General features: G+C 69.6%; 7 protein-coding genes. 4 read left to right on the forward strand and 3 right to left on the reverse strand.

Annotated elements, in window-relative coordinates; all coding sequences use genetic code 11:
* Positions 1–249: 249 nt before the first annotated feature.
* The 3 genes from HV824_RS05510 to HV824_RS05520 all read left to right on the forward strand — a co-directional run bounded on the left by HV824_RS05510 (position 250) and on the right by HV824_RS05520 (position 8,772).
* Entirely contained in the window at positions 250–1,635 is a 1,386-nt protein-coding gene (locus HV824_RS05510; RefSeq protein WP_255207782.1) for an EGF domain-containing protein, read from the forward strand.
* A 788-nt stretch (positions 1,636–2,423) separates the two neighbouring features.
* Entirely contained in the window at positions 2,424–7,439 is a 5,016-nt protein-coding gene (locus tag HV824_RS05515; RefSeq protein ID WP_176422825.1) for a hypothetical protein, read from the forward strand.
* Positions 7,440–7,725: 286 nt separating this feature from the next.
* A complete protein-coding gene (locus HV824_RS05520; RefSeq protein ID WP_176422826.1) occupies positions 7,726–8,772 on the forward strand; it encodes an EGF domain-containing protein in 1,047 nt (348 codons plus the stop codon).
* A 121-nt stretch (positions 8,773–8,893) separates the two neighbouring features.
* Here the strand turns inward: HV824_RS05520 and HV824_RS05525 are convergent, their stop codons facing one another.
* Positions 8,894–10,489: a hypothetical protein gene (locus tag HV824_RS05525; RefSeq protein ID WP_255207783.1), complete on the reverse strand. Its 1,596-nt coding sequence runs from the start codon at positions 10,487–10,489 to the stop codon at positions 8,894–8,896.
* Between the two features lie 207 nt (positions 10,490–10,696).
* Here HV824_RS05525 and HV824_RS05530 point away from each other — a divergent pair, with 207 nt between their 5' ends.
* A complete protein-coding gene (locus HV824_RS05530) occupies positions 10,697–13,681 on the forward strand; it encodes a DUF3427 domain-containing protein (protein WP_176422827.1) in 2,985 nt (994 codons plus the stop codon).
* 39 nt (positions 13,682–13,720) lie between these two features.
* On the opposite strand, the gene HV824_RS05535 is transcribed toward HV824_RS05530, so the two are convergent.
* The gene (locus HV824_RS05535; protein ID WP_368670931.1) at positions 13,721–14,572 is read right to left on the reverse strand and encodes a hypothetical protein; all 852 of its coding nucleotides are present in this window, start codon (positions 14,570–14,572) and stop codon (positions 13,721–13,723) included.
* Positions 14,454–15,056, reverse strand: coding sequence for an SDR family NAD(P)-dependent oxidoreductase (locus tag HV824_RS38145; protein ID WP_368738023.1), 603 nt, complete (start codon positions 15,054–15,056; stop codon positions 14,454–14,456). The genes HV824_RS05535 and HV824_RS38145 overlap by 119 nt, the downstream gene beginning before the upstream one ends.
* Positions 15,057–15,612 lie beyond the last annotated feature (556 nt).

The raw sequence follows: 15,612 nt of genomic DNA on the forward strand, positions 1-15,612 counted from the left end.
GGTGTCGCGTGCCGTTCGTCGCGGCGGCCTCTGGCGGAAATGCTGTTCAATGGCATGCGAGTTCCGGGGTGACATGCGTGCGTTTGAGCTGCATCCGGGGCCTCGTGCCTAGCTTGGTGTTGGCGGCCTTGTTTCGTTGTCTGCTTGTCACGCCGCCATCCCCCAGTACAAATCGAATGGAGCAGGATAATGAATGGCAGTCGAGTGACCCCCAATTGGCATTGGATGTGCGCGGCCCTGGCGTTCGGAATGCTGGGAGCGTGCGGGCCCCAATTGGAGGAGGAGCCCCTCGTCTCCGAGGAGGCGCAGTCGGAGGTCGAGCGGGCCTCGAGCAAGGTATCGAAGGTGAATGACCCCTACGCCAACGCGGTCGTCCCGAGCGGTATCGTCGCGGTCATCAATCCCAACAATGCCGTGGGACCGCCGGATGGGAACGTCGCCAGCTTCCTGGGCCTCCTGGGGGGCGCGCTGTTGCTGGACATGGGCGTTGGAGAAGAGGGCACGGGGCCTCTGCGGATCTACTACCGGGGGCTGGCGGTGGCGGTGATTGCCCAGGTGGATTTCCTCGCCTCGGACATGAGCCTCATCAGCACGGGACAGGCGGCGCTCCTGGACCTGGGCATCGGTACGCACTCCGCGCTGGTGCCCTTCAGCAACGCGACGCCCTACCGGTACGTGCGGCTGCGTGGCGGGCTGGCCTCGTTGTTCAGCGTGGACGCCGTGGAGGACACGGGCTTCGGTGGCGGCGCCATCTGTGGCGATGGCGAGCTGAACGCAGGGGAGCAGTGTGACGATGGCAACGTGGCGCCGGGAGACGGCTGCAGCGGGGGCTGCCAGGTGGAGCCGGGCTACACCTGCTCCGGCGCGCCCAGCGTCTGCGCGGACATCAACGAATGCACGAATGGCACGGCGCAGTGCTCGGTGAACGCGAGCTGCACGAACACGCCGGGCAGCTACACCTGTACGTGCCTGCCGGGCTACTCCGGCAATGGCTGGACGTGCGATGACATTGACGAGTGCGCGAATGGGACCGCCGTGTGCCAGCCGGGACAGCTGTGCGTGAATACGCCCGGAAACTACGAGTGCGTGGGCGGCGCCTGTCAGCCGCCCACGGTGCAGTGCGGCGCGCAGTGCGTGGATTTGTCGTCTGATGCGTCCAACTGCGGCGCCTGCGGCAATGTCTGTGGCGCGGAGGACACCTGCTCGCAGGGCGTCTGCGTGGAGGAGGGCCTTCGGCTGCAGATCGCCACGTCGTGGGCGCGCTTCGGCGATGGGAACCTCGTCGTCCGGACGCCCACGGGGAAGGTCATCCACGGCGGCAACCCCGGGCCCGACGCTGGGACGGACTTCGGTGCGCTGGACCTGACCGCGTCATCGGGGTGGGGGCCGGAGCGGGTCATCTGGAGCACCAGCGCCATCCCGCCGGCTGGCACCTACGACGTCTGCTTCAAGGCGGCCAGCTACTCGCCTCCGCCCAGCGCGGCGGACCCCGTCTCGTATACCGTCACGGTGTTGCGGCTCGACCAGCCGTACCTCATCTACTGGGGCGCTGTCGTCAGCGGCGACACGGGGACTGACTGCTACCCGGGCCACCCGTCGCATGTCGCGTCCTTCACGTACCCCGGGGTGCCGTAGCTGACGTCATGCGTTGATGGGCCCCGGCTCCTCGCCGCGCCATGTGTCGCGGCGAGGGGCCTTCCCGGGTTGCCCGCGCTTGCCGCGCTCCGCTCGGCATTGTCTATTGATTGAGGATGCGCTGATATGTGCGGCTCCATTTTTCAAGGAGGCACACATGAAGGCGCGTCTGGTCATGTTGGTGGCTGGCATGTCGTTGGGGTTGTTCGCTGCATGTGGGCCCGTGGAGGCCGAGCAGGAGTTGGCGCGGTCGGAGGCCTCGCTCGACTTCTGCGGGGATCATGTGTGCTCCGGGCGCGAGACCTCCCGCAGCTGTCCTCAGGACTGTGGTGTGCTCATCTTGTGCGGTGACGGTATCTGCGACGCTCGCACCGAGACGGCGGACACCTGTCCCGAGGACTGCGGCCCCCCTTACTGCGGCGATGGCGCTTGCAACGGAGGTGAGACGTCCAACACCTGTCCCCAGGATTGCGGCATACCCGCCTGGTGTGGAGATGGCATCTGCGGCGGTGGCGAGCACTCCGCGAACTGCCCCGTGGACTGCGGCTCCGAGTGCGGCGATGGCGTCTGCAACGGGCGCGAGCTGCCCAGCACGTGTCCCTGGGACTGCTACCCTTCGACCGCTTGCGGTGACGGGGTCTGCGCTCCCTTCGAGGAGCTCACCTGCCCCCGGGATTGCTGAAGCGGGTGGACGCTGCTCCGTCCTCGCCCCGTAGCTCGGGGGACTGCTCCTTCTGTTCGCGAGCATCCACCGAGCGCGGGGGGGATTGAGGCTATGCTGTCGCATCATGATCTGCCAAGTCTGTGCCCGGCTCCGCGACGTGGCCTCGGGTGCCATGTGTCAGGAGTGCGGTTCCCCTCTCGTGCCCGCCACCGCGCCGCAGCTCGACGCGCTCGTGAGGGAGACCCTGCGGCGGCACATCGAAGGCTGGCAGGCCAGCGCCGTCATTGATGGCGTCACCGCGGCCCGGCTCGCCGAGTCCCTGACGCCTGCCGCGAACGACCTTCACGCCGGGACGCCGGTGGTGGCGGAAGTCGAACACGCTGCCGCTGACGGCCTCCCAGCGCCAGTGTCCGCCCCTCCCGTGGACGCGGCGACGCGCGCGGAGGCCTGGGCGGACAGTGTCGCGAGCTCGCTTCGAAACGCGGGAGGCTCGCGGCTGTGGGGCTGGGGCGCGGCGCTCGCGCGCTCGCTGGACGAAGCCGCGAAGGAGGAGCGGGCGCGGAAGGAGCGCAAGCATCGGGGGCACCCGCATGACCCGGAGGCGGGGGCGGATGACCTGGGGGCCGCGCTGGACTCCGGGCAGACGTTCTTCACCCGGGATGCGTCGAGCCCGCTCGGCGGGGGGCTCGAGGCCGTCGTGGCGCTCGACGCGCAGCCGGAGAGCACCCCCCGGTTCCAGGAGTTCATCTGGTGGTTCCTCGGCGCGATGCTCGTGCTGGGCGGCTCGCTCATGGGCGTGCGCGAGGCCTGGCGCGCGCTGGGTGGGGTTCCGCGCCAGCTCCTCGTCACGGGCGCGCTGTGGGGCTATCACGCGGGCTTCATCGGGCTGGGGGTGTTCCTTTCCCGGCGCTCCATGCCCGTCGGCCGGGTCCTCGCGGGCATCGGACTCGCGCTGCTCCCTGTCTCCTTCATCGCGCTGTCGTCGCTGTTCGCGCTGTCACCCGGGTTCGGCTCCGCGGTGGCGCTCGGTGTCGCCGCGCTGGGCCTGGTGCCGCTGCGGTCGGCGGGACGGCTGCTGCATGGCACGCCGGTGACGTCCCTGGCGGTGGCGCTCCTGCCCTCACTGCTCGCCGGGCTGCCGCTGATGGCGCTGGACGACGCGCCCTGGCTGCGCGCGCTGTGTGCTTGCGTGGGCGTGGTGGCCCTGGGGACCACGGCCTGGCGCGCACGCGGGCCGACGTCGGAGAACACGGCGCTCGTGGGCGCCAGCGCCGCGCTCTATGGCGCGCTGTGGCTCGCCGTCTTCGGCGTGGCGAGCGCGCCGTCGGGCTTCGACGCCTTGGAGCCGGGCAGCGCACTGTTCGCCGGCTTCACGCTGTGGGCGCAGGCGCTGGCCACCGTCATCGTCGTGGCCGCGACCACCGACGCCGCGCGCGAGTCCCACCCACGCGTGAGCCCGGTGCTGGAGGTGGTCGCCTGCGCGGTGCTCGCCAGCGGCGCGCTCGCGGGGGCGCTGGGCGCGTTCGCCGTCCAGCCGGGAGGGGACCTGCAGGTCGACTTCGCCTCGGCGCTCGCGCCGCTCCTCGCGGCGGGGGTCTTCTTCCTGCTGGAGCCCCGGCGGCGGGCCCTGGTGCACCTCCTGGTGATGTCGACGCTGCTCGCCGGAGCCCTGTTCGCGCGCACACTGGCGCCCGCGGACCCGGGCTGGTGGGTGTTCGGCGGCACGGTGGCGGTCGCGGGCTTGATGCTGCTGGCGCGGTGGAGCGCCTTCCCGGGGCTGCGCATCCGCCTGCTCGCCTGGACCGTCCTCGGCGCGCTGGTGGCGATGCCCCTGGTGACCCAGGTGGGCCGCTCCGAGTCGCCGTGGGCCCGGGTGATGACGGGGCTCGTCATCGCCGGGGCCGCGCACGTCGCTGGCGGCTGGCGCTGGCGGGGCCTGCACTACCTGGGCGGCGCGGGTCTGCTCTTCGGTGTGCTCGCCTGCGCCCAGGGGACTCCGGGCCTGGAGGGGAGCTGGGGCCGCCTGGCCGTCTTCGCGCTCGTGAGCGGGCTCTACGGTGCCTTGGGGCTCGTCCAGGCCGCGTGGGCCCGGCGGGGCTCGCGGCAAGACGGACTGCTGCCCCTGGATGACCTCTCCCTCGGCCTGGCCGCGGCGGGAGTCCTGATGGCCGTGGACGCCACCCCGGTGGCGCCGGACGTGCTGTCGTCCGCCTTCGGGCTGCCTGGCCGCGTGCTCGCCGCGCTGCCCACGGCCGTCATCACGGCCTGGCTGCTGCTGCGTGTCCGGCGGGACGGAAGCCGGCTCGTCGGGGTCGTCGCGGCGTCGGGGTTCGCGCTCGCGGTGTCCCAGGTGGCGGGCACCGTCTCTGACTTCGCGTCCGCCCGAGCCGCCCTCGTCGCCGCGTCCCTGGCGCTAGGCTTCGCGGCCTTCGCGGCGCTTCGCGGCCGCACGCCCGTCCCCACTGACGCGACGGGCGCCGCTCCGAGCCCCTGGAGCAGGCGGGTGCTCGACCTCTTCCGGCTCCCGTTCGGGGCGCGAGGGCTGCCGCTCTTCACGGACGGCTTCGCCACGGTGGCGCTGGTGCAGGTCTTCGTCGCCACGCTCACGCTGGCTGCGTGGCTGTCCAGGCCCACGGACGCCGAGCGCGCCACGTGCCTGCTCGCGGCCGGTCTGCTCCTCCTGGTCGCGCTCGTGGCCTTCGTGTCGCGCGGCTTCGAGGCCTGGCACCTGCGCGGCTCGGTGGTGACGCTCGCGTCGCTGGGGGGGCTCATCGCGCTCACCGCCCTGGTCAACCGCGCGGGCCGACCGTCGCCGCCGGACGTCGCCGCCCTGCGGACCTCGCTCATCGGCGTCGCGCTCTGGGGCGTCGCGTTGGCGACACGGCGCTTCGGTCCTTGGGTCGCCAGGCTCCTGGAGAAGCCTCGTCACGGCACGCTCTACCACTGGGTTCCCCATCTGGGCGTGGCGGTGCTGGCCTGTGTGCTCCTGAAAGGCGCGCTCCTCGTTGGCCTGCCCCGTCCGTCCCGTGCGCTGGCCCTCATCCCGCCCCTGATGTTGCTGGGGCCCGCGGTGCTGATGTTGCTGCTCTCGGTGTCCGCGCGCTCGGTGCGGCTCGCGAGCGTGGGGCTCTGGCTCGGCCTGCCCGGCGCGGCGCTCTGGGCCGCGAGGCAGTCGCTGCTCGGGCCCAGGCTCACGCCCTCGGGGTCGTCCGAAGGCATGTGGGTGCGCATCGGCGCCGAGTCCCTGCACTGGCTCGACAAGGCCGCGTGGCTCGCGCCTGGAGACACGGTGTTCCTGCTGTGGCAGCGGGCTTTCGCGGGCATCGCCGCCGCGGGGCTCGTCTACGCCGTGGCCTCGCTCCGGGGGCTGCCCGAGTCCTTCCAGCACCTGTTGCGGCGCCATTCGGTCCTCAGTGTGGGCGCGGTCTTCCTCGCGGCCCTCTTCCAGCCCGGGCTCACGGCGGCGGGCCTGGTCTGCATCACCGGCCTGGTGCTGTTCCTCGGAGGGGCCAGGGCGCAGGGACGCGGTGTGCTTGGCGCGAGCATCCTCCTGCTGGTCCACGCGCTGGCGCACCGCGTGGACATCTTCGAGGTGTGGCCCGGCCCGGTGCTCGCGCTGGTGGGGCTGGCGGTGGTGACGCTGGGGCCGTGGCTTGTCCGGCGCAGGGGCCTGCCAGAGAGCGCCGCTCGCATGCGCATCCACCAGGCCATGGCCATCTACCTGCTGGCCGGGCTCGTGTACGCGCTGGCGACGAATGGCACGCCGTCGTCGACGCTGGCCGCGCTCAACCTCCTGGGGGAGATGCTGCTGAGCATGGGCGGGAGCTGGATGGTCTCTCCCGCGTTGCCCGTGACGCTGGCGCTCGTCGCCGCGTCCGTGCTCGTGGCGGCGTTTCAGTGGAAGGGCACGCTCGCCTCGCTCGTCGCGACGCTGGGGGCCTGGGGGGTGGGCGGCACTTTTGTCGCCTCGCTCATGGCCGTCCTCTCGATTCGCGCGGGCCGCGTCGGTCCGACGCTGCCTTATGGCCAGCTCTTCATCGTCCATGGCGCGGCCCTGTCCCTGGCTGCCTCGGTGGGCGTGCTGGCCCTCCATGCCGCCCAGGAGTGGGTGCGGAGGCGCCGGCCGGACGTCGCGGGCGGCCTGGCGTGGGGACGTGACACCGGGCTCGTGGTGAGCGGGCTGATGCTCGCGGCCCTGGCGGTGGGGGGCACAGCCTCCGACAGCGCCCTCACGCTGGCCGCCGCCTCCATCGGCATCCTGGTGTTGGTGGCGCTGCACTGCGCCTGGAGCCAGCACACCGGCCGGCACGTCTACTTCGTGCAGACAGCGGTGGTCGGGGTCTACGCCCTGGTGCGTAATCTGTATGCACCGGGCCTGCGCGCCGAGCACGACGCGCTCTTCGCGCTGGCCCTGGGCTTCATCCTGGTGGGCGTGACGGTGCTGGCCCGGCGGGCAGGCGTGCAGCCCGTGGAGGCGGCGACCCGACGCTTCGCGGCGCTGCTGCCCATGGGGATGGCGCTGGTGCTGCCAGGCGAGGCGACGCAAGAGGCTGCGCTGCTCGCGGGCGGCTCCGGCCTCCTGTACGCGACGCTGGGCGCGGTGGAGCGCAGCCGGCTGTTCGGTGCGTTCGCCGCGGCAGCGTGCAACTTCGCGCTGCTCATCTCCGCGCTGGCGTTTGGGTTGGAGGGCCTGGAAATCTACCTGGCGCCCATGGGGCTGCTGTTGTTGATGTTGGGCCAGCTCTTCGCGGAGAGCCTGCCGCACGCCGCGCGCAACACGGTGCGCATCCTCGGGGGCTTGTTGCTGTATGTGCCCGCGGCCGCGCGCATGGCGGTCCAGGTGGGCCAGTCTCCCGACGGCATGTATGCGCTCGTCTTTGGCGGAGTGTGCCTGCTCGGCGTCGTGGCGGGCATGGTGTTCCAGATTCGCGCCTACCTGGCGTTGGGGGCCCTGTTCCTCACGCTGGATGTCGCGGCCACGCTGCTCGACGCCGGGCTGAAGGACCACCGCATCGGCTTCGTGGTGATGACGCTTGCTGGCCTCACGCTCATTGGGGGTCGTGTCCTGACGACTCTGAAGCGCCAGGAGTGGGAGCTGCTCGTGCATCGGGTCCGCCTCCAGCTTCGCGGCTGGGATTGAGCGTGCGCGACGCCGCGTTTCCTCTCTCCGTTCCCAGGAATCAAGAAGGCTGAGGCGTGTTGGGACGAAGGTCTCAGCCTTCGTGTCCAGGGTGGGTGTCACCTGGCGTTCGTCGCGGCGCTATCTGGCGGAAAGGCTGTCCAATGGCACACGCGCCGGGGGGCGGAAGGCGTGTGTATAAAGCCGGGGCGGGCCTTCGTGCGTTCATTGTCTTGGCGGTCATCCGGTGTGGTTGTCTTCATGCCGGGCCGCCAACCCCCAAGTCCAAGTGGAATGGAGCAAGACAATGAAGACCCGTCGAGTGACCCCCCTGTGGCGATGGCTGAGCGCGGCGCTGGCGTTCGGAATGATGGGTGCGTGTGGTCCTGAGCTGGAGCAGGAGGCCCTTGTCTCCGAAGAGGTGCCGGTGGGCGCCGAGGTGGGAGCGGACGCCGTGTCCGCGATGGCGGGAGACCGGTACGCCGACGCCGTGGTCCAGCGCGGTGTCTTCGCCGTGCTCAATCCGAACAACGCCGTGGGCGCGCCAGATGGGAGCGCCGCCACCTTCCTGGGCCTCCTGGGAGGCTCCCTGTTGCTGGACATGGGGCTGGGCGAGGAGGGCACGGGGCCGCTGCGCATCTACTATCAGGGAATCTCGCTGGCGGTGATTGCCCAGGTGGAGTTCCTTCGCGCGGACATGAGCATCATCAGCACGGGGCAGGCGAACCTGCTGGACCTGGGGCTGGGTACGCACTCCACGCTGGTGCCTTTCAGCAGCGCCACGCCGTACCGCTACGTGCGGCTGCGGGGCGGGCTGGCCTCGCTGTACGGCCTGGACGCCGTGGAGGACACGGGCGGCGGCGCGGGCGCCACCTGCGGCGATGGCCGGGTGGGCGCCTCGGAGCAGTGTGACGATGGCAACCGGGTGCCGGGGGATGGCTGTAGCAGCGCCTGCCACGTGGAGCCGGGCTACACCTGTCAGGGCACGCAGCCCAGCGTCTGCCATGACGTCAGTGAATGCATGAATGGCACCGCGCAGTGCTCGGTGAATGCGTTCTGCACGAACACTCCGGGCAGCTACACTTGCACGTGCAGGCCTGGTTACTCGGGCAATGGCTGGACGTGTCAGGACATTGATGAATGCGTGAACGGGACCGCCGCGTGCAATCCCAGCCAGGTGTGCGTCAACACGCCGGGTGGCTATGACTGCGTGGGTGGCTCCTGCCCGGCTCCCTCGGTGCAGTGTGGCGGGCAGTGCGTGGAGGTGTCGTCGGACGTGAACAACTGCGGCGCCTGCGGCGTTGTCTGTCCGGCGGCGAAGACCTGCTCGTCGGGGGTCTGCGTCCTCGGGTAGCCTGAGCCTCCGCTTCCCCGTGCAGGGGCCGTGGGGCAGGGCGGCTCCAGTCGTCAGAGCGACTGGCGCCGCCTCTTGGCATCCTCCATGAACTTGCCCGACTCCGGCGACAGGCTGGGCGCTACCGCCTGATGCGCAGCGTGACGGAGGTGAACACCTCGACGCGCTTCCCATCTGACTGGACGAAGTGGCTGGTGTAGGTCACCGGCTGGATGAAGATGCCGCTCGCTTCATGCTCATTGTTGGACTTGGCGCTGAACCGCGCCACCTGCAGCGTCCCCAGGCAGATGCCCGTGCAGCCCACGGCCCTGGAGGCGCGGTAGACGAACACGGTGCCGCCCTCAATCTGGTTCGAGTTGGTGACGCGCGGCTTGGGCACGGTGATGAACAGCCGTTGTTCGGTGCCAGGGACCTCCCAGACCGCGCCCAGCGGGAGGTCGCTGGTGCTGTCGGCGTTGGCGCCCACGGGGCGGAGGGTGACGTCGATGGAGCCTCCGTTGTCGATGGCCGAGTTGACCTTGACGAGCTCCTCCTTCTTCGTCCAACCCAGCCAGTGGAGCTGCGGGAGGTTGTAGTTGTCCGACGCATTGCTGCCCATGTACGTGCTCGAGTCGCCGTAGGGGACTTGCTTGCCGGTCGTGGGGTCGCGCCGGTTGCCGTGCCCGAGTCCGAGGACATGCCCCGCCTCGTGAGCGTAGTCCCGGAACAGGTTGCCCTTCAGGAAGATGCGGCGCCCGCCGGCGTTCGAGGTGGAGCACATCCCGCTGGGCAGCGCGTACACGGTCATGAACGCGTTGGATTGGGACTTCTGGATGGCCTGCTGTTTGGCCTTCCCGCAGTTGCTGCTCGTCACCTGCACGGTCTGCGAACCGATGATCTCCAGGCTCACCTGGTTGCGAGACGCGGTGGCGTAGTAGTCGCTCAGGTCGCGGACGCTGTTCCGGATGGCGGTCAATGAAGGCGTCGTCCTGCCAGCCAGGGTCATCCGGACGACCCTGACGGTGAGCTTCTTGTTGATGGCGCCCAGTCTGCTGTTGAAGTTCTGGACGCACGTCGGCTCATCGTCGGCGCAGGTGTAGCGGTACGGCGACGAGGGGGCCACGACGTCCTCGACCCGGAATGCGCGCACGTTGTCGTCAGCGCTGGCGCCGCTGTCAAACGAAGTCTCACAGAGGCTCGAGTCCGTCTCGACGGTGACCGAGTCGCCGCTGCAGCTCGTGCCCGCATGCAGCGTCACGCTCTTGCCGAGCGGCACGTCAACGTAGGATGCGCCCGCGGTCTCCGTGAGCGTGTAGCAGCCGTTGGCCTCGGCCTCCTGAATCACCTGGGCGTCACCGTTGCAACTGTCGCGCACGCGGACGAGCTCCGTGCGGGGGGCGAGGAGCTGCGCCCGCAGCGTGGACCAGTTGGCCGCGGTGCAATTCTCTGACTGCACCTCGTCGAGGAAGACGCCGTCCTCCAGCTCCGGGTGCTCGTAGGTCTGGCACGCCTCCCACAGCTCGCTCCAGTGCGCCCAGTCGCAGGTCCCCGCGTTGGCGTAGGTCTCGACACACGCGAGCGCCGCCTCCAGCTCCGGGGAGATGACCGCCTGGCGCGAGGTGGCGACGGACGCCGCGTTGCCTGCACCGTCAGGCTGCGCGAGGGCCGGCTGCTGCTGCTCCTCCTCCGCGCCCTGGCATCCGGACACCAGCGTTCCGCACAACATCACAACTGCCATTGAGAGCTTTTGCATACGCCCCATCGCGCAGCCCGTGGCCGCGTACTTGTTTGTTTCGAAGGGTTTACATGATTTTCATGGTAAATTGGACTTTGCGTGTGGTGTTTTCTGCGCATCGTGTGGGTGGTCCCGGTTTGTGAGAATCCAGGGCGGGGAGGGGGCCTCAGCGGAGTCCTGTCTGTCGTAGGCTCCGCGTTGATGCCAAGCATGCCTTCCGGGCTCGAGCCTGGACTCTACGAGACGCTCCTCAGCGTGCGGCTCGCCAATGACCTCATCACGTTGTTGAGCAAGGCGGGGAATGACGACACCGTCCTCATGACGGACCAGGTGTACGAGGAGGCTCACCTGCTGCGCGAGGCGCGACGGGGCGGGAGCGCCCTCACGGCGCGGAGTCCAACGCTCCGGCCACACCTCTCCCTCTCGGAGAGCGGGCTGCTGGTGAATGGCCGGCGCGACTACCAGGTGGGGCCCGAGCTCGCGCGGGAAATCGAAAGCGCCGACCGCATCGACCTCCTGTGCGCCTTCGTCCGCTTCGCGGGCCTGCGCCTGGTTCGCAAGCAGCTCGAGGACTTCGTGCGCCGCGGCGGCCGGCTTCGAGTCATCACCACCGTGTACACGGGCTCCACTGAACGTCGCGCGCTCGATGACCTGGTGAAGCTGGGCGCCGACGTGAAGGTCTCTTTCGAGACCGACCAGACACGCCTCCACGCCAAGGCCTGGCTCTTCCACCGCAAGACGGGCCTGCACACCGCCTACATCGGTTCATCCAACCTGACGCACAGCGCGCTGGTGGACGGCCTGGAATGGAACGTGCGTGTGAGTCAGGCGGACAACGCCGGCATCCTCGAACGGGTTGGCGCGACGTTCGAGCAGTACTGGAGCGAGCCGGAGTTCGTCTCGTACGACCCGGAGCGTGATGGCGAGCGGCTCTCCACGGCCCTCGCCCGGGAGCGGGGCGGCTCCGGCGCGTCCTCGCTCGAGCGCCTCGTGGCGCTCGACATCGAGTTCGAACCCAAGCCCCACCAGCGGCAAATGCTCGAAGCGCTGGAGGCGGAGCGCCAGCATGGGCACCGGAAGAACCTCGTCGTCGCCGCGACGGGCACAGGGAAGACCTGGGTGGCTGCCTTTGACTACCGGCGGCTGCGCGCCCAAGGGCATGAACGGCTCCTGTTCGTCGCGCACCGGGATGAAATCCTCCTGCAGAGCCAGCAGGTCTTCCAGTTGGTGCTGCGGGACGCCGCGTTCGGCGAGCGGCTCGTCGCGGGCGAGCGCCCGGTCCACGGGGGCCACCATGTCTTCGCCTCCGTGCAGTCTCTCCAGCGACAGCTCGAGACGCTGGCGCCGGATGCGTATGATGTCGTGGTGGTGGACGAGTTCCACCACTCCGAGGCGCCCACGTACCGCAAGCTGCTGGAGCGCCTGAGGCCGCGCATCCTGGTCGGCCTCACCGCGACTCCGGACCGGGGAGACGGTCAGTCCGTGCTGGGCTGGTTTGACGGCCGCATCGCCTGCGACGTCCGCCTCTGGCAGGCCCTTGAGCAGGGGCTGCTCTGTCCCTTCCAGTACTTCGGCGTGCACGACGGCACTGACCTCTCCTCGGTGACATTCAAACGGGGCATGTACGCGAGGGGCGAGCTCAATGCCCTGTACACCGGCGATGACCTCCGGGCCCGGCGCATTCTCCAGGCCGTGGAGGAATACGTCCACGTCCCGCGGGCCATGCGCGCCCTGGGCTTCTGCGTTGGCGTCACGCACGCGGAGGTCATGGCCCACCACTTCAACGCCGCGGGACTCAAGGCCGCGGCCCTGCATTCCGGCTCGCCGGACGGTGAGCGCCGTGAGGCCGTGGCTCGGCTGCGGCGCGGCGAGCTCCAGGCCCTCTTCACCGTGGACCTCTTCAACGAGGGCGTGGACATCCCGGAGGTCGACACGCTCCTCCTGCTCCGGCCCACGGAGAGCGCCACCATCTTCCTCCAGCAGTTGGGCCGCGGGCTGCGCTGGTCCCATGGCTCGGGCAAGAGCGTCCTCACGGTGCTCGACTTCATCGGTCAGGCGAACAAGCGCTATCGCTTCGACGTGCGCTACCGGGCCATCGTGGGCGGGACGCGGCGGCAGTTGGAAGCCGAGCTGGAGCACGACTTCCCACGCCTGCCGCCCGGCTGTGCCATCCGCTTGGACAGGATTGCCCGCGAGCATGTCCTGCAGAACGTCAAGGCGGCCGTCTCCCATGCGCGGCGCATCCTGCTCGAGGAACTCAAGTCGCTGCCTCCCGAGACGCGCCTCCAGGCCTTCCTGGAAGCCACCGGCCATGAGCTGGAGGAGGTTTACGGCAGGCCCTCGGAGCGCAGCGCCTTCATGGCGCTGCGCCGCGACGCCGGCCATGAGCAACGCCCCGTGGGGCCGCACGAGGCCACGCTCTCCAAGGCCCTGGCGCGCATGCTTCATGTGGGAGACGAAGAACGGCTGAGGCAGTGGTGTGCCTGGGTGTCCTTGCCAGCACCTCCGCCCCCAGCGACTCCCGGCAGTCGGGAGCAGCGCCTCCAATGGATGCTCTTCGCCGCCCTGGGCTTCCGGAGCCGCGCGGTGGCGGAGTGGCCGCAAGCGATGTCCGAGCTGTGGTCCTGCACGGCCCTGCGCGAGGAGCTGCTGGAGTTGCTGGAGCTGCTCGAGGACCGGAGCCGCAGGGTGCACACGCCGCTGGACCCCGTCGGGGCCGCGCCCCTCGCGTGCCATGCGACCTATGGCCTCTACGAGATCATCGCCGCCTACGGGGTGCTGGGGACGAAGGGGAGCCTGCGGGAAGTGCGAGAGGGCGTCTTGTGGGTGGACGCGCACAAGACGGACCTGCTCTTCGTCACCCTCGACAAGTCGGACGCGGACTTCAAGCCCACCACCCGCTACGCGGACTATGCCGTGTCGCCCAGCTTGTTCCATTGGGAGTCGCAGAACGCCACGTCGTCCGCTTCGCCCACGGGCCGGCGGTACGTGGAGCACGTCCAGAGAGGGACGCGCGTCATCCTCTTCGTGCGCGAGCGGAGGAAGGACGACCGCGGCGAGTCGATGCCCTACCTGTGTCTGGGGCCGGTCCGCTACGTGAGTCACGAAGCCGAGCGGCCCATGCGCATCCTCTGGACGCTGGAGCGGCCCATGCCGGCGGACTTCTTCCAGGCCACGAAGGTGGCCGCCGGGTAGGCCGCGCAGGTTCGGGCGCCGGGTGAAGCAACCGGCCGCTCAGAGCTTCTTCGCGGCCGCGTCAATCACCTCTTGCTTGGAGAGGGGCTTGAGCGAGCCGTCCGGCAGCCCCTGGAAGTAGTCGAACGCGTGAATGGTGCCCTTGACCAGGTACTCGGCGTCTCGCGCCGAGTTCACCATCGCGCGCTCACGGAACGAGTACGAGGGCTTCTCGGGGTCTACCCCGACCAGGGGCATGATGGCGCGCTCCTCGGCGGTGGGCTGCCAGAGCGGCTGCGGACGTGGCTCGGAGCGCAGCACGGCGGTCTCGTCGAAGCCGGGCCTGGTGCTCGTCCGGAGGTCCCGCTGGATGTCGAACTGGTCGAGCACCACGCCGCTCTTGGGGTCCTTCGCAGGGTTGGTGACGATGAGGTCCTTGCCGTAGAGCGGGTTGTCGACCCGGGGTCCCGTGGCCCTGCCGTCCACGCCCACCGGCGGACCGCTGAAGGACGTATACGGCGTCTTCGCCTTGACGGACTTCTCGCCATCGACGTGGTCGGAGGCGCTGACGGTGGGGCTGTCGCCCGCGGGCTGGAGCTTGCCCTGCTTGTCGATGGCGGACTTCGGGGTCCCATACCCCGGTTGGATGGCGTCGAACGCGAAGTTCTCACGGCGCGACAGCGGGACATCCAGCTTGATACGAGGCATGGACGCGTTGTTGCCGCCATCGCGACGGTCCATGGCGTCCATGATGTCGCTCATCAGGTCATGGCTGTTGTTCCGCGCCCGCGTCTCACTGGCAATCTGGGACGGGCTCGGGGCCTTGGTGGAGTGATGAGCGACCTGCTTCAGCACCCGGGCTGGTGCCCCGTGGCCACCCGTGTGGGACGCGCCTCGCGCGGCCTGCTTCAACACCGTCGTCGTTGCCTTCGTGATGATACCCATGTTGTAGACCCCCCCTGGTCTGAAGCATGAGGTGCGTTCTTGCATGCCTTTGTAGGAATTGTCCTTCATCCGCGCACGGAGTTGCGTGGGGGAGGGCGATTTTGACGAGGGCCCGCGTCACATACGGGCAGCGCCTTCTGGAGCAGCGCGAGTCACCACGCGATGCGTTGGCCCTTGAAGTCGAAGAAGCCTCCGGAGTCTTCAGCGCCGCCTTGGACATGCGGTAGTCGTAGGCGCCACCCCAACTGTTGTCCGCGATGGATACGAGGTTCGAGCTGAGGTTGGCCACCTTCGCGCCGCCCGCCGCGCGCAACCGCGGCAGCGGGGCCACCGTCACGCGCAACGCCGCCACCGCGTTCACCTGGAAGGTGCGGGTGAGGTCGTCGCCGTCCAGGTCGGAGAGGGCGTCCGGGCGGCTGCGCACGCCGGCGTTGTTGATGAGCACGTGCACGGGGCGGGGAGCCCCATCCCGAAGGCACGCACGCTCGACGGATTCGCGACGTCGAGCGTGTGGACATGGAGTCTCCCGACAGCGTCCTGGATGAGCGCGGTGAGTTCCGCGGTCTGCGCGGGAGCGCGCACGCCGGCGTGCACCACGTCACCGCGGGAGAGGCACTGACGCACCAACTCGAGGCCGATACCCCGGTCGACATCGGTGGTGACAACGTTCATGGCCGTCTTGGGCTCATGCTCCGTGAAGCAGTCGAGCTTCCGCGTCCCGGCCCGGCGCGAGGCGCGTTCGGTGAGCACGCAGGCCCGCCGTGTTTCCTCCTGGCCACGCTGGCTGCACCCCGCCCCGGGGGGGAGGCACGCAGGTTCCTCAACAGTCTCGTCGCGAGCGCACGGCGCGAGAGGGTGCTCATGGCGGAGGGGGCACGAGCGCCGGTGGGCCAGGGGGACTCTGTGGTCCGGGAGGGCGACTGCGTGTCCTCCATCGCCGAGGCGGCCGGGCTCCACTGGCGCATGTTGTGAGAGCATCCCGACAATCAGGCGCTCAGGGCCGCCCG

This window comes from Myxococcus sp. AM009, assembly GCF_013372605.1.
Taxonomy (GTDB): domain Bacteria; phylum Myxococcota; class Myxococcia; order Myxococcales; family Myxococcaceae; genus Myxococcus; species Myxococcus vastator.

What these genes read in the sequence shown, in the direction of transcription:
- HV824_RS05510 (WP_255207782.1), top strand. Translation starts at nt 250, where the DNA reads ATGCTGGGAGCGTGCGGGCCCCAATTGGAGGAGGAGCCCCTCGTCTCC.
- HV824_RS05530 (WP_176422827.1), top strand. Translation starts at nt 10,697, where the DNA reads ATGCCTTCCGGGCTCGAGCCTGGACTCTACGAGACGCTCCTCAGCGTG.
- HV824_RS05520 (WP_176422826.1), top strand. Translation starts at nt 7,726, where the DNA reads ATGAAGACCCGTCGAGTGACCCCCCTGTGGCGATGGCTGAGCGCGGCG.
- HV824_RS05515 (WP_176422825.1), top strand. Translation starts at nt 2,424, where the DNA reads ATGATCTGCCAAGTCTGTGCCCGGCTCCGCGACGTGGCCTCGGGTGCC.
- HV824_RS05525 (WP_255207783.1), bottom strand. Translation starts at nt 10,489, where the DNA reads ATGGCAGTTGTGATGTTGTGCGGAACGCTGGTGTCCGGATGCCAGGGC.